Below are 13,643 nucleotides of genomic sequence, written 5' to 3' on the forward strand. Positions count from 1 at the left end.
GCTGGTTATGCGAGAAGGCGGGTTTCGGGCCGCATCGTCAGGTGCTTGCCATTGTGGCCGGTGATGGTGACCGGCACAAGGTCGCGCGGCTTCAGGCCGGCGGCATCGACGAGCGTGAAATTTTCGGTGTGGGCGAGGCCGTTGTTCTCGACGAGGATTGTTTGCGCGCTGCCCACCATCCGGTCGAGATGGGTCGTGTGCAGCCGTTTTCCAGTCTCCCGCAACCGCGCGGCGCGTTCCTTGACGAGGGCGCGGTCGAGCTGCGGCATGCGGGCGGCCGGCGTGCCGGGGCGCGGGCTGTAGGGGAAGACGTGCAGATGGGCGATGCCGCAGTCTTCCGCGAGCTTCCCGGCATTGGCGAACATGTCCTCGGTCTCCGTCGGAAAGCCGGCGATCATGTCCGCGCCAAAACTGGCGTCAGGCCGCAGATCGCGCACGCGGCCGCAGAAGGCGCGGGCATCGGTGGCGGAGTGGCGGCGCTTCATGCGCTTGAGGATCATGTCGTCGCCATGCTGCAAGGAGAGATGCAGATGCGGCATGAAGCGCGGCTCCTCGGCGATCAGGTCCCAGAGATGCGCGTCGGCCTCGATGCTATCGATGGAGGAGAGCCGCAGACGCTGGATTTCCGGCACCTGCTTCAGCAGCGTCTTGGCAAGCTGGCCGAGGCTCGGCCTGCCGGGCAGGTTGGCGCCGTAGCTGGTGGCGTCGACGCCGGTCAACACGATCTCGCAATAGCCGCTCTCGACGAGTTTACGCGCCTGCTCGACCACCGCGCCCATCGGCACGGAGCGGGAATTGCCGCGGCCATAGGGAATGATGCAGAAGGTGCAGCGGTGGTCGCAACCATTCTGCACCTGCACGAAGGCGCGCACATGGCCGTCGATCAGCCGCACCATCTGCGGCGCGGTCTCGCGCACGCTCATGATGTCGTTGACGCGAAGCTTCTCTTCCGCCGAGACGCCGAAATCCGGCAGCGCCCGGTAGGAGGCGCTTTTCAGCTTCTCTTCGTTGCCGAGTACGGCATCCACCTCCGGCATCGCGGCGAAAGTCTCGCTCTCCGTCTGCGCGGCGCAGCCGGTGACGATGATGCGGGCATGCGGATTGTCGCGGCGCGCGCGGCGGATCGCCTGGCGTGCCTGGCGCACGGCCTCGCCGGTTACGGCGCAGGTGTTGACCAGCACGGCGTTGTTCAGCCCCGCCTTCTCGGCCTCGGCGCGCATCACTTCCGATTCGTAGGTGTTGAGCCGACAGCCGAAGGTTATGACGTCGACGCCGCTCAAAGGGCGGCCGCCCCGGCGTCATCGTCGCGGCGGAAGGCGCCGGTGACGGGGTCGAGCGTGCCCGACCATTCCCATTCGGCAGGTCCCGTCATGACGACATGGTCGTCGTCGCGCCATTCGATGGTGAGCTTGCCGCGGTTCGGGCTGCTGGCGACCGTGATCTCGACCTTGCGGCCAGTGCGGCCGGTACGCGCGCCGGAAACGCCGGCCGAGCAGGCCGCGGAACCGCAGGCGAGCGTCAGGCCCGCGCCGCGCTCCCAGGTGCGCGTCGTCATCGACGTCGGCGACGTCACCTGCGCCAGCGTGATGTTGGCCTTTTCCGGGAACATCGGGTGGTTTTCGAGCAGCGGGCCGAAACGGTCGAGATCGAAGCTCATCGGGTCGCGGTCGACCCAGAAGATCGCATGCGGATTGCCCATCGACATGGCCGAGGGCGAATGCAGGATCGGCGCGTCGATCGGGCCGATCTGCAACTCGATGCGGCTCGTATCGTAGAATTCCTCGGCGAGCGGGATGCGGTTCCATTCGAAGACCGGCCTGCCCATGTCGACGGAGATCGTACCGTCCTCGTGCTCGACGGCGTTCAGGATGCCGGCGACGGTCTGGAAGGTGAAAACCTTGCGGCCGGTTTCGCTCGCCAGCGCCTGCACGACACAGCGCGTGCCGTTGCCGCAGGCCTGCGCCTTGGTGCCGTCGCAGTTGAGGATGTCGATGAAGGCGTCGGTGCCATCGACGCGGGGATCATGGATCGCCATGATCTGGTCGAAACGGGTGGCGGGATCGGCATTGAGCGCAATCGCGGCGGCCGGTGTGACGGCATCCGCGCGGCCGCGCATGTCCACGACCAGGATCATGTTTCCCAGCCCGTTCATCCTTGCGAATTCGACCGTCTTTGTCATCACATCTGCCCGATTGGGCCGAAGGCGGCCCGTTGCGGCGTATATGGCGGAAAAGCCCGCGGATTTCCAGTGCCTTGCTCAGACTGTGGCGAACGGAACCTCGAAGACCTCACCGGGCCTCAGAGCATGAAATCGCGTGCGTTCGATGCCGGCCGCATGAAGCGCTGCCTCCAGCGCCGCCAGCGGTTCGTCCACGCCCTCGTTGGTCAGCCGGAACGTGCCCCAGTGGTGGCCGGCGACATAGGCAGCCCCCGAGGCGACCATGCCCTTGACTGCCTCATCCGGATTCTGGTGCTGCGGGCGCATGAACCAGCGCGGCTCATAGGCGCCGAAAGGCAGGTTGGCGAGGCGGATCGCCCCATGTTTCTCACGGATCGCCCGGTAATTGATGCCTTGGTGAAAGCCGGTATCGCCGATGTGATAGATCTTTCCGCCCGGTGTCTCGATCAGGAAGGCCGACCACAGCGCCATGCGCCGGTCGCCCAGACCGCGCGCCGACCAGTGGTGGCACGGCTCGCAATGGAGCGTGACGCCCACGGACAAGGGCGTGCTGCCGCCCCAGTCCATGGTCGTAATACGCCCTTCGCCGACGACAGGCTCCATGATGCTTTCATTGCCGAGCGGCGTGTAGATCAGGCAATTGTCCCGCTCGGAAAGCGCCTTCAGCGTCGCGAGATCAAGATGGTCGTAGTGATTGTGCGTGACGAGCACGGCGTCGATCTTCGGCAGATCCGTCAGCTTGATGCCGGGCGGATTGACGCGCTTCGGCCCGGCAAAGGAGAAGGGGCTCGCCCGGTCGCTCCAGACCGGGTCCGTCAGGATGTTGAGCCCGGCCGTCTGGATGAGCAGTGAGGCATGGCCGACCATCGTCACGACCAGCCGATCGCCCTCGACGCGCGCTTCCGGTATTGCTGGCGGAAACGGGCTCGGCCAGTCCGCCGGCCATGCCACCCGCCCGCCGCCAAATTGCCAGCGCATCAGTTCGAAGAAGTTGTTCGGCTCCTCGCCACCGGGATTGAAGAAATGCGTACCATCGAAATGGTTGCTGACGGGGCCGTCATAATATCGGTTTGCGGCCATGCTGCGGCTCGCAAACGCGCCGCCGGCCAAGGTGGCCAGCGTGCCGATACCAGACCATTTCAGAAACTTGCGACGGTTCATCATGAAAGTATAAGTATTGGCCACCCCGGTCGCAATGTGCCGGCTTTAACTCGCAGAAAAGTTAGATATGCGGTTCACCCCGAAATTTCTTTCCAGACTATTCGAAAAACGTCGCAAGCAGACGTTCGATTATCGGGTCTACACGCGTGAATATGACCGCATCGTCAAGCAAGACGAGTTGCCGCGCGTACTCAACCGGCTTTCCGACGACGAGGCCATCGAGCTCGCAAAAGCCTGGAATGCCTTTGAATTCGCACTGACGTCATGGAAGACGACAGGCGCACTACAGGGGCTGGAAAAGGCGAAGACAATAACGGCGCAACTAACACCGGCTCAAAGGCAGGACACTGTGTTTTCTTTGCTTGTTGATCATTCCGGTTCGATGCGAGGGCAATCGATCCTTCTTGCCGCGGCCGCAGCGGAAATCACATGCGAGTTTTTGGTGCGCCTTGGCTGCAAGGTCGAAGTCCTGGGCTTTACCACTTCAAGATGGAAGGGTGGGTTGTCGCGAGAGAAATGGAAAAGATCCGGCAGGCGGGACCGGCCCGGCCGGCTCTGTGACCTGCTGCATATCGTCTACAGATCGGCTGACGAAGACGACTCTCCCACCTTGGGATACCGCCTTCGCAACATGCTGAGGCCGGACCTTTTGAAGGAAAATGTTGACGGCGAAGCTGTTGAGTGGGCGGTCAGTCGTCTGATGAAGCACAGGCAGGCGAAGAAAATCCTCCTCACCGTGTCCGACGGTGTCCCAATGGATGATTCAACGGCTCTCGAAAACGGTGAAGCCTATCTCCTGGAGCATCTGAAGAGCGTATTGGGGCGTCTTGAAGATGAGCAGTCCTTGCGTGTCGCTGCGGTGGGGCTGGGGTTCGATGTCCGCACAATTTATGGCGATGGCGTCACCATCGAGAATGCGGATGTCCTTGCGACCACAATGATCGATATGGTGTATTCCTTGCTGGTGAAGAGCCACAGGCTCCATTGAGCCCGGCGAAACAGTTCGGATCCCGTGAGATGCGGCGTTCCGCGTGTCACTATCCTTGACTTTCCGGCCCCATTGCTGTTTAAGCCGCGCATCTGCGACAAGTACGAATGCTTGAAGCCGCCGACCGGGACCCATTGCGGTATAAACAGATCCCGGAGGTCAACACCCGACAGCGCGATGCGCCCTCGGGTGCTTTTTGGCTTTGCGTCTTGTTTTTGCCGCCGATAGCACCGACGTTTCCGCCACGAACGGAAACAAGAAGGAAGACGTGATGTTTGAAACACTCCAGGACCGCCTTGGCTCCATTCTGAATGGACTGACAGGCCGTGGCGCGCTTTCCGAGGCGGATGTCGCCGCGGCGCTGCGCGAGGTCCGTCGTGCGCTTCTCGAAGCGGACGTGGCGCTGGAAGTGGTGCGTTCCTTCACCGATGCGGTGCGCGAAAAGGCCGTCGGCGCGGAAATCCTGAAGTCGATCAAGCCCGGCCAGATGGTCGTCAAGCTCGTGCATGACGAGCTGGTCGCCATGCTCGGCTCCGAGGGCGTGTCCATCGATCTCAACGCGCCCGCCCCCGTCGTCATCATGATGGTCGGTCTGCAGGGCTCGGGTAAGACGACCACGTCGGGCAAGATCGCCAACCGGCTGAAGACGCGCGAGAAGAAGAAGGTCCTGATGGCCTCGCTCGACACGCGCCGTCCGGCCGCGCAGGAGCAGCTGCGCCAGCTCGGCGTGCAGACCGGCATCGACACGCTGCCCATCATCGCCGGCCAGTCGCCGACCGATATCGCCGCGCGCGCCGTGCAGGCCGCCAAGCTCGGCGGCCACGATGTCGTCATCCTCGACACTGCCGGCCGCACCCATATCGACGAGCCGCTGATGATCGAGATGGCGGAGATCAAGCGGAAGTCCAATCCGCATGAAATCCTGCTCGTTGCCGATGCGCTGACCGGTCAGGACGCCGTCAACCTCGCCCGCAATTTCGACGACCGCGTCGGTATCACCGGCCTCGTGCTGACCCGCATGGACGGCGACGGCCGCGGCGGTGCCGCCCTTTCGATGCGCGCCGTCACCGGCAAGCCGATCAAGTTGATCGGCGTCGGCGAGAAGATGGGCGAGCTCGAAGAGTTCCACCCCCGCCGCGTCGCCGACCGCATCCTCGGCATGGGCGACATCGTCTCGCTCGTCGAGAAGGCGGCGGAAAATATCGACGCCGAGAAGGCGGCCGCCATGGCCGCCAAGATGGCCAAGGGCAAGTTCGACCTGAACGACCTCGCCGACCAGCTGCGCCAGATGCAGAAGATGGGCGGGATGGGCGGCATCATGGGCCTGATGCCCGGCATGGCCGGCATGAAGGACAAGATGTCGGCCGCCGGCCTCGACGACAAATTGTTCGGTCGCCAGATCGCCATCATCAATTCGATGACCAAGGCCGAGCGCGCCAATCCCGACCTGCTCAAGCATTCCCGCAAGAAGCGCATCGCCGCCGGCTCCGGAACCGATGCCGCCGACATCAACAAGCTTCTGAAGATGCACCGCCAGATGGCGGACATGATGAAGATGATGGGCGGCAAGAAGGGCGGCATGATGAAGCAGATGATGGGCGGTCTTGCGAGCAAGATGGGCCTTGGCGGCGGCATGGGCGGCATGCCGGATCTGTCCAGCATGGACCCCAAGCAGCTCGAAGCGCTGGCCAAGCAGGCGGAAGCCGCGGGCATCAAGCCTGGCAGCCTGCCGGGTCTCGGTGGCGGCGGTCTGCGCCTGCCCGGTCTCGGCGGCGGGCTTCCGGGCCTGCCCGGCCTGCCGAAGAAGAAGTGAGGGGCTGAACCATGGCGATCGATCCCAAGGTCAGGGAACAACTGGGTCAATACCGGCAGTCGATCGACAATATCGACGCTGCCCTTGTGCATATGCTTGCCGAACGCTTCCGCTGCACCCAGGCGGTGGGCGTGCTGAAGGCGACGCATGAACTGCCGCCGGCAGATCCGGCGCGCGAGGAATACCAGATCGAGCGCCTTCGCCGCCTGGCGAAGGATGCCAATCTGGATCCGGATTTCGCGGAGAAGTTTTTGAACTTCATCATCCGCGAGGTGATCCGGCACCATGAAGCCATTGCCGCTGAACACAGCGGCGCAAACCAGAACAGCCCCGCCTAAACCAAGGCGCGGGTTCACCACATCCAAGGAGTAATGACATGTCCCTGAAAATTCGTCTCGCCCGCGGTGGCTCCAAGAAGCGTCCGTACTACCAGATCGTCGTTGCCGACGCCCGCTCGCCGCGTGACGGCCGCTTCCTGGAGAAGCTCGGCGCCTGGAACCCGATGCTCGGCAAGGACGACGCAAACCGCGTGCAGATCGACGCCGACCGCGCCAAGGAATGGCTCGCCAAGGGCGCCCAGCCGACGGATCGCGTTGCCCGCTTCCTCGACGAAGCCGGCGTTCTGAAGCGTGACGCCCGCTCCAACCCGACCAAGGCGAAGCCGGGCAAGAAGGCGCTTGAGCGCGCCGCCGAGAAGAAGCAGAAGGAAGAAGACGCCGCTGCTGCCGCCGCTGGCGAATAATCCGCCCGTATAATCCTTTCCGAAGACGGGCGGCGTGTCTCATGCCGCCCGTTTTCATTTGCGTCAGCCCCGGCTGCTCACGCACTTTTGCTGGAATTGCTCTAGGAGCCTCGGCCGAGACGTCGTATGAGGCTCCTCACGAACGCTCGGAACGAAACCATGGCGAAACTGGAAAATCCCGTCCTCATGGGCACGATCGGCGCGGCCCAGGGCCTGCGCGGCGAAGTCCGTGTGAAATCCTTCACGATCGACCCGACGGCGATCGGCGACTACGGCCATCTGCACACAGCAGACGGCCGCTCCTTCGAGGTGCTGGAAGTGCGCGAGGCGAAGAACGTCGTCGTCGTGCGGTTCCGCGGTGTCAACGACCGCAACGCTGCCGAGGCGCTCACCGGTACCGACCTCTATATCGAACGCGAAAACCTGCCGGATGACGAGCTGGACGAGGACGAATTCTTCTATGCCGATCTCGAAGGGTTGGAGGCCGTCGACACGCAGGGCCGCAGCCATGGCACGGTGACCGGCATCTTCGATTTCGGCGCGGGCGATCTTCTCGAGCTCAAAGGCCCCGGCAAGCGGCCGGTGCTCATTCCCTTCTCCGAAGCCGCCGTGCTGGAAATCGACGTCGAGGGCGGACGCCTCGTCATCGATGCGATCGCCGCCGGCCTCGAGGAAGAAGAGCAGAATGGTCCCGGCAGCCGGCGCCGCCGTCCACCGGAAGACGACGGGGACTGATTTGGCTTTCCGCGCCACCATCCTGACGCTCTATCCGGAAATGTTTCCCGGCCTGCTCGGTCAGTCGCTCTCGGGAAAGGCGCTTTCGCGCGGCGACTGGGCGCTCGATTGCGTGCAGATCCGCGATTTCACCACCGACCGCCACCGCACCGTCGACGACACGCCGGCTGGCGGCGGCGCCGGCATGGTGCTGAAGCCGGATGTGCTGGCCAGGGCGATCGATCATGCGTCGGAAGGCGACAACCGTCCGCGCCTGCTGATGAGCCCGCGCGGCAAGCCACTGACGCAGCAGCGGGTTCGCGAATTGGCGGCCGGCGAGGGCGTCATCGTGGTCTGTGGCCGTTTCGAGGGTGTCGACCAGCGGGTCATCGATGGACGCCAGCTCGAAGAGGTGTCGATTGGCGACTATATCCTCTCCGGCGGAGAGCCGGCGGCGATGATCCTCCTCGATGCCATCGTGCGTATCCTGCCCGGCGTGATGGGCAATGCGCTCTCGGGCGAGCATGAGAGTTTTGAAGGCGGGTTGCTGGAGCATCCGCACTATACGCGCCCGCAGGTCTGGGAAGGCCGCGAAATTCCCGGTGTGCTCACCTCGGGCAATCACGCGGCCATCGAACGGTGGCGGCGGGAAGAAGCCGAGGCCCTCACACGCGCCCGCCGGCCCGACCTGCTGTCTCAGCCGGTTACGAAATAATAGATCGTGAGCGCGATACCGACCGCGACTACCAGGCCGCGGATGACCGGCTGCGGCACGCGCCGCGCCGCCCAGACGCCGGACCAGCCGCCGAGCGCGCCGGCCGGCACCATGACGGCGGCCTGCGGCCAGCCGACGACCTTGCCGCTGGCGAAGACGACGATGGCGACGCCCGCGATGACGACGGCCAGAAAATTCTTCAGCGCGTTGAGCCGGTGATAATCGCCACCCTTTGTGAGGCCGAGAACGGCGAGCATCATGATGCCCATACCGGCGCCGAAGAAGCCGCCATAGATCGAGGTGACGAACTGGCCGGCGAGGCCGAGCGGCGAAACCGGCGTTTCGGCATGCAGCGTCTTCGGCTTGAGATAGGGGCCGGCGGCGAAGATGATGGTCGCAGCCAGCAGCAACCAGGGCACTAGCGCGCGGAAGGACGGATTGTCGAGCGATAGTAGCAGGAGCGCGCCGGCAAGGCCGCCGACGAGCGACAGCGCGCCGAGCAGGGACGCTTCCTTCCAGTCCGCCTTGATCTCTTTGGCATAGGCGAGCGAGGAGGTGACGTAGCCGGGGAACTGCGTGATGGAGGAGGTGGCATTGGCGACGATCGGCGGCAGGCCGGTCAGCGTCATGGCGCCGAAGGTGAGGAAGGTGCCGCCGCCGGCAATGGCATTGACCACGCCGGAGAGATAGCCAGCGGCAAACAGTAAAATGGCATCGGCAAAGGTCATGGCACTCCTCGCGGCAACGGCCATCGGCCGCTGTCTCCTCCTGCAAAGCGTGATATCGTGGTGCTACGAGGCCGGCAAGGCCGGAAAAACCGCCATTCCCGGTCGGATTCTTTTGTCTTGAGGGGATGACAAACGGCTTTACCTGGTGTATTGGCCCGCACGGATTTGGGATTACCCAGCCGACCTGCAAGCAAAGAATGGCGTACCCGCTCCGTCCGGCAACGGACTACCCTCACGAGGCGTGACCTCCAAGGCGATCGTCGAGCGCTCTGGCTGTTTCAGAAAAACCGAAGGTTTAGACCGATGAACATCATCCAGCAGCTCGAAGCCGAACAGGCCGCGAAAATCGAAGCCAAGCGCCAGCTCCCGGAATTCTCCCCGGGCGACACCGTCCGCGTCAACGTGCGCGTCACGGAAGGCTCGCGTACCCGCGTACAGGCCTATGAAGGCGTCTGCATCGCCCGTTCCGGCGGCGGCATCAACGAAAGCTTCACCGTCCGCAAGATCTCCTACGGCGAAGGCGTCGAGCGCGTATTCCCGGTTTACTCGCCGCTCGTCGAAGGCGTCGAAGTCGTCCGCCGCGGTAAGGTCCGCCGCGCCAAGCTCTACTACCTGCGCGATCGTCGCGGCAAGTCGGCTCGTATCATCGAGAACACCGGCACGCGCGCCCGCAAGCTGAACGACGCCGAGCGCGCCGCCGTTGCCGAGGAAAAGGCACGTCTGGAAGCCGAGAAGGTCGCAGCCGCCCAGGCTCTCGCCGCTGAAAAGGCTGCAGCCGAAGCTGCCGAGAAGGCCGCTGCCGCCGAAGCCGCAAAGGCTGCTGAAGCCGCCGCCGAATAATCCGGCAGTCGCATTCAGGGATTTCGAAGCCGTCGGCCCTGGCCGGCGGCTTTTTGTTTTACGGAAAAGCCTTTGCGCGCGAGTGTCGTGCTTGCTTCACCGCCTGAACCTGTGACAGTGTTCCGCCGCCACAATCAGGAGCATATTTTGATGTTTTCCCGCCGCACCGTTCTTGCAGGCCTCGTCGCCGCTGCCCTCATGCCCGTCGCCGCCATGGCTTCGGATCTGCCCGATCTCGCAGGCAAGTCCGTCGTCGTCGTCACGGAGAACGCTTATCCGCCGCTGCAGTTCGTCGACCCCAAGACCGGCAACCAGATCGGCTGGGAATATGATGCGATGAACGAGATCGCCAAGCGGCTGAACTTCAAGGTCGAGTACCAGAATACCTCCTGGGACGCGATGATCCAGGCCGTCTCCGACAACCAGTACAATATCGGCATGACGGGCATCACCATCAAGGACGACCGCAAGGAGAAGGTCGACTTCTCCGACCCCTACATGCGTTCGCAGCAGTTCATGCTGGTGCGCGCCGATGAAAACCGGTTCACGGATGCCAAGACCTTCGGCGCCTTCAAGGACGGCCTGATCGCCGCCCAGCCGGGCACCTCGCCCTTCTACACCGCCGTCTACGAAATCCTCGACGGCAATGAACAGAACCCGCGCATAAAGCTGTTCGAGACGTTCGGCGCGACCGTGCAGGCCTTGCAGGCCGGCGACGTCGATCTGGTGCTCACCGACAGCGTCGCGGCCAAGGGTTATGTCGATGCCTCCGGCGGCAAGCTGAAGGTCGTCGGCGGCCCGCTCGGCACGGAAGATTTCGGCTTCATCTTCCCCAAGGGCTCCGACCTCGTCGCGCCGATCAATGCGGCGATTGCAGCCCTCAAGGCGGATGGCACGCTGGACGCGCTGAACAAGAAGTGGTTCCTCGATTACAAGATGGGTCAGTGACGGGCGGTCATGGCTCCCGTTTCGTCTGACGCCGGCAAGGGCGACTATCCCTGGTGGCTGGTCGCGCTTGCGGCAATCGCGCTGGCGCTCGCTGGCGTCATCATTGCCAATGATCTCTACGCGCAGGTGTTCGGCGTCGTGCTGAAGGGGCTGTGGGTCACCATCTTCGTGACCCTCGTCGCCTTTGTACTCGCCACCGTGCTCGGCCTCGGCGTCGCCCTGATGGCGCTTTCGGAGCACAAGGCGCTGCGCCAGATCGCCCGCTTCTACACGGAGGTCATCCGTGGTGTGCCGATCCTGGTGCTCTTGTTCTATATCGCCTTCGTCGGCGCGCCGGCGCTGGTGGCGGTCATCAACTTTGTGATCAGCCCGCTGGTGTCCGCCGGCGCCATGGAACCCGTGTTGGTCCGCGATCTCTCTCTGATGTGGCGGGCGATCATCGCGCTGATGATCGGCTATTCCGCCTTCATCGCCGAGGTTTTTCGCGCGGGAATCCAGTCGGTCGACAAGGGGCAGGTGGAGGCGGCCAAGGCGCTTGGCCTGTCGCGCTTCCAGCGCTTCCGGCTCGTCGTATTCCCGCAGGCGGTGCGCGTCATCCTGCCGCCGCTCGGCAACGATTTCGTCGCGATGGTGAAGGATTCGTCCCTCGTCTCCGTGCTGGGGGTCGCCGACATCACGCAGATGGGCAAGGTCTATGCTTCCGGATCCTTCCGGTTCTTCGAGACCTATTCCATCGTCGCCTATGTCTATCTGATCCTCACCATCGGCCTGTCGCTGGGCCTACGCGGCCTCGAGCGGCGCATGCGGCGGACCTGACCCGCCTTACTGGCGGGCGAGGATGATCAGGCGGTCCGAAGCATCGAAGGACAGCTTCTCGGATTTCACCGGATTGACCACGACCCCACCCATGTTGCGTGGGTCGTTGCTGGATGTGGTCGCGCGGCTGTATCCGAGCGCCACTTCGCCGCGGATGAGGGCGGCGAGCGTGACGGTGTAGAAATTCACCGGCCGGTCGATGGCGATATAGTCGGTGACCGGGCGCATGTAGATTTCCGAACCGTCCTCGTCGAGCAGCTCGTCGAAGATCTGCGCCATCAGCTCGTTTTCCGAGGCCTGCGCCAGCATGAGGCTGACCAGCTTGTTGCTGACGACGAAATCGTCGGCGCGGGTGACGGCGGCCAGGTTGCGGTTGCGCACGTCGATCATCTCGCTGACGATGCCGATATGCTGGTTGGCGGCATCGGCAATCTTGCGCAGCTGCAAGAGCGTCACCAGCGTCGTGGTGTCGGCCGGCTGCGGCGCCATGTCGTCGCTGTAGCCGAGCACCAGCACGTGATCGTAGGACGGCACATCCAGCGCATCGAGCGCCGCGCGGTTCGTCGTGTCGATGACGGTGCAGCGAACGGTAAGGTTTTCCTTGAGATAGGATAGCCCCTCGACAATCGTTTCGAGATCCGGCCGGTTGGCGGCGATCAGAAGTTCGGAGCCCGGCGCCACATAGCGCGACAGTTCCTGCGCGATGATCGGTCCACGGCGATTCCATCCAAGCAGCAGCGTGCGTTCCGGCCCTTGCGTGCGCTGTACCGGCGGGCGCACGATTTCGCGATCCACCTCGAAATCGTCGGCGCGTAGTTTAATGGCGGCATCGTCCTCGGCAATCAGGATCGCTCGCTCGCCGGCGACAATGACGCGGTTGTTGGGCGGATTGAGATGCACGACGCCATCGAGGTCGCAGATGCCGATCAGCGTCGAGGTGTCGTAAGCCATCACGGCATGGCCGAAGGATTTGCCGACCAGTGCCGGCTGCTCGACGGCATAGATTTCCGAGCCGTCGAAATCGAGCAGTTCCGTATAGACGGCCGAAAGGCCGGCCTGGCGCGAGGAACTGACGACGATGCGCGAGATCAGCTCGTCTGCCAGTACCAACTGAAGCTCCGAACCGCCGACGATGCGGGCGACTTCCGCATTCTTGGCGTCTCGGATCTCGACGGCGATCTGGTAGGGCTCCCTGCGGCGGTCGGGATCGTTGACGAGCGCGAGCACGGTCTTGATGACCTCGGAATCGGCATAGTCGCTTTCCGGCGAGAGCACGACGATCGAGCGCGAGGCCTGCGGATTGACGATGTTGACGTCGTAGAGATCGGTCGGATCGCCGCTGCGGCAGATGATGCGGGTGTTCCTGAGATCGGCGATCTTGTCGGCGATCTCATCCTCCATCTCCACTTTGTCCTTGTTGGCCATGATGACGATGCGCGGGTTGCGCCGGCTCTCATTGGCGATGACCAGTTCGGAGATCACGTCGAAGATCGAGGGCGACCAGTTGAAGATTATCGTGTGGTCCTTCTCCAGCACATGCGAGCGGCCCTTGCGCAGCTCGTCCAGCTTCTCGTCGAGGCCGGAAGAGAGAACGCCGATCAGCGCGGAGAAAACGAAGATGCCGGCGACGGTGACGACGAGCGAGACGCCGCGGAAGCTCCAGCCCGCATCGCCGCCCATCGTGCCCGCATCCATGGTGCGCATCAGAGATTCCCACGCACCCTCGATGAAGGAGACGGGTGTGCCGCCCTCCTGCGCGATGCCGGTTATGGCGAGAAACAGGCCGGCGATGACGATGACCACCAGCGAGATCACGGCAAGCCAGCCGATCAGCGCGATCGGTCCCGCCGCCATGCTCTTGTCGAACTGGTAGCGCAGGCGGTCGCGCCAGGTAATCGTCTTCATATCTGTCCCCTAAACCGGTCCCTGCCGGATACGTCTATCGAGTGTCAAAAATTCGGGATGGCGGCAAGGAGGCGCGCTGGAAATTTTCGGAAGG

General features: G+C 63.6%; 14 protein-coding genes. 9 read left to right on the plus strand and 5 right to left on the minus strand.

The annotated features are described in order from the left end of the window. Positions 1 to 5: 5 nt before the first annotated feature. The 3 genes from mtaB to D0Y60_RS21625 all read right to left on the minus strand — a co-directional run bounded on the left by mtaB (position 6) and on the right by D0Y60_RS21625 (position 3,340). The gene (mtaB, locus tag D0Y60_RS21615; protein WP_117372019.1) at positions 6 to 1,280 is read right to left on the minus strand and encodes a tRNA (N(6)-L-threonylcarbamoyladenosine(37)-C(2))-methylthiotransferase MtaB; all 1,275 of its coding nucleotides are present in this window, start codon (positions 1,278 to 1,280) and stop codon (positions 6 to 8) included. Further along, the gene (gene dapF, locus D0Y60_RS21620) at positions 1,277 to 2,179 is read right to left on the minus strand and encodes a diaminopimelate epimerase (RefSeq protein ID WP_117372020.1); all 903 of its coding nucleotides are present in this window, start codon (positions 2,177 to 2,179) and stop codon (positions 1,277 to 1,279) included. Before dapF ends, mtaB begins: the two co-directional genes overlap by 4 nt. A 78-nt stretch (positions 2,180 to 2,257) precedes the next feature. Then, positions 2,258 to 3,340 carry an MBL fold metallo-hydrolase gene (locus D0Y60_RS21625; protein ID WP_117372054.1) on the minus strand — a complete coding sequence of 361 codons (1,083 nt, stop codon included), beginning with the start codon at positions 3,338 to 3,340 and terminating at the stop codon, positions 2,258 to 2,260. A 67-nt stretch (positions 3,341 to 3,407) separates the two neighbouring features. On the opposite strand from D0Y60_RS21625, the gene D0Y60_RS21630 reads away from it, so the two are divergent. From D0Y60_RS21630 to trmD, 6 genes are all read left to right on the plus strand, one after another. Next, a complete protein-coding gene (locus D0Y60_RS21630; protein ID WP_117372021.1) occupies positions 3,408 to 4,328 on the plus strand; it encodes a cobalamin biosynthesis protein CobT in 921 nt (306 codons plus the stop codon). A gap of 271 nt (positions 4,329 to 4,599) precedes the next feature. Continuing rightward, positions 4,600 to 6,141, plus strand: coding sequence for a signal recognition particle protein (gene ffh, locus D0Y60_RS21635; RefSeq protein WP_117372022.1), 1,542 nt, complete (start codon positions 4,600 to 4,602; stop codon positions 6,139 to 6,141). A gap of 11 nt (positions 6,142 to 6,152) precedes the next feature. Then, positions 6,153 to 6,479, plus strand: coding sequence for a chorismate mutase (locus D0Y60_RS21640; protein ID WP_117372023.1), 327 nt, complete (start codon positions 6,153 to 6,155; stop codon positions 6,477 to 6,479). Positions 6,480 to 6,517: 38 nt separating this feature from the next. Further along, complete coding sequence (rpsP, locus tag D0Y60_RS21645; protein ID WP_117372024.1) at positions 6,518 to 6,883, plus strand: 30S ribosomal protein S16; 366 nt, start codon at positions 6,518 to 6,520, stop codon at positions 6,881 to 6,883. A gap of 159 nt (positions 6,884 to 7,042) precedes the next feature. Then, positions 7,043 to 7,618, plus strand: a complete 576-nt coding sequence (gene rimM, locus D0Y60_RS21650) for a ribosome maturation factor RimM (protein WP_199564246.1) — start codon at positions 7,043 to 7,045, stop codon at positions 7,616 to 7,618. Between the two features lies 1 nt (position 7,619). After that, positions 7,620 to 8,312 carry a tRNA (guanosine(37)-N1)-methyltransferase TrmD gene (trmD, locus tag D0Y60_RS21655; RefSeq protein WP_117372055.1) on the plus strand — a complete coding sequence of 231 codons (693 nt, stop codon included), beginning with the start codon at positions 7,620 to 7,622 and terminating at the stop codon, positions 8,310 to 8,312. On the opposite strand, the gene D0Y60_RS21660 is transcribed toward trmD, so the two are convergent. Continuing rightward, a complete protein-coding gene (locus D0Y60_RS21660; RefSeq protein WP_117372026.1) occupies positions 8,294 to 9,040 on the minus strand; it encodes a sulfite exporter TauE/SafE family protein in 747 nt (248 codons plus the stop codon). The genes trmD and D0Y60_RS21660 overlap by 19 nt on opposite strands. Before the next feature lie 303 nt (positions 9,041 to 9,343). On the opposite strand from D0Y60_RS21660, the gene rplS reads away from it, so the two are divergent. The 3 genes from rplS (at position 9,344) to D0Y60_RS21675 (ending at position 11,644) form a co-directional block, all read left to right on the plus strand. Further along, positions 9,344 to 9,880: a 50S ribosomal protein L19 gene (gene rplS, locus D0Y60_RS21665; protein WP_117372027.1), complete on the plus strand. Its 537-nt coding sequence runs from the start codon at positions 9,344 to 9,346 to the stop codon at positions 9,878 to 9,880. A gap of 150 nt (positions 9,881 to 10,030) precedes the next feature. Continuing rightward, the gene (locus tag D0Y60_RS21670; RefSeq protein WP_117372028.1) at positions 10,031 to 10,828 is read left to right on the plus strand and encodes a basic amino acid ABC transporter substrate-binding protein; all 798 of its coding nucleotides are present in this window, start codon (positions 10,031 to 10,033) and stop codon (positions 10,826 to 10,828) included. Positions 10,829 to 10,837: 9 nt separating this feature from the next. After that, positions 10,838 to 11,644, plus strand: coding sequence for an amino acid ABC transporter permease (locus tag D0Y60_RS21675; protein ID WP_117372029.1), 807 nt, complete (start codon positions 10,838 to 10,840; stop codon positions 11,642 to 11,644). Positions 11,645 to 11,650: 6 nt separating this feature from the next. Here D0Y60_RS21675 and D0Y60_RS21680 read toward each other — a convergent pair whose 3' ends face one another. After that, entirely contained in the window at positions 11,651 to 13,549 is a 1,899-nt protein-coding gene (locus tag D0Y60_RS21680; protein WP_117372030.1) for a hypothetical protein, read from the minus strand. Positions 13,550 to 13,643: the final 94 nt, after the last annotated feature.

It is taken from the genome of Shinella sp. WSJ-2 (assembly GCF_003432075.1).
Classification (GTDB): Bacteria; Pseudomonadota; Alphaproteobacteria; order Rhizobiales; family Rhizobiaceae; genus Shinella.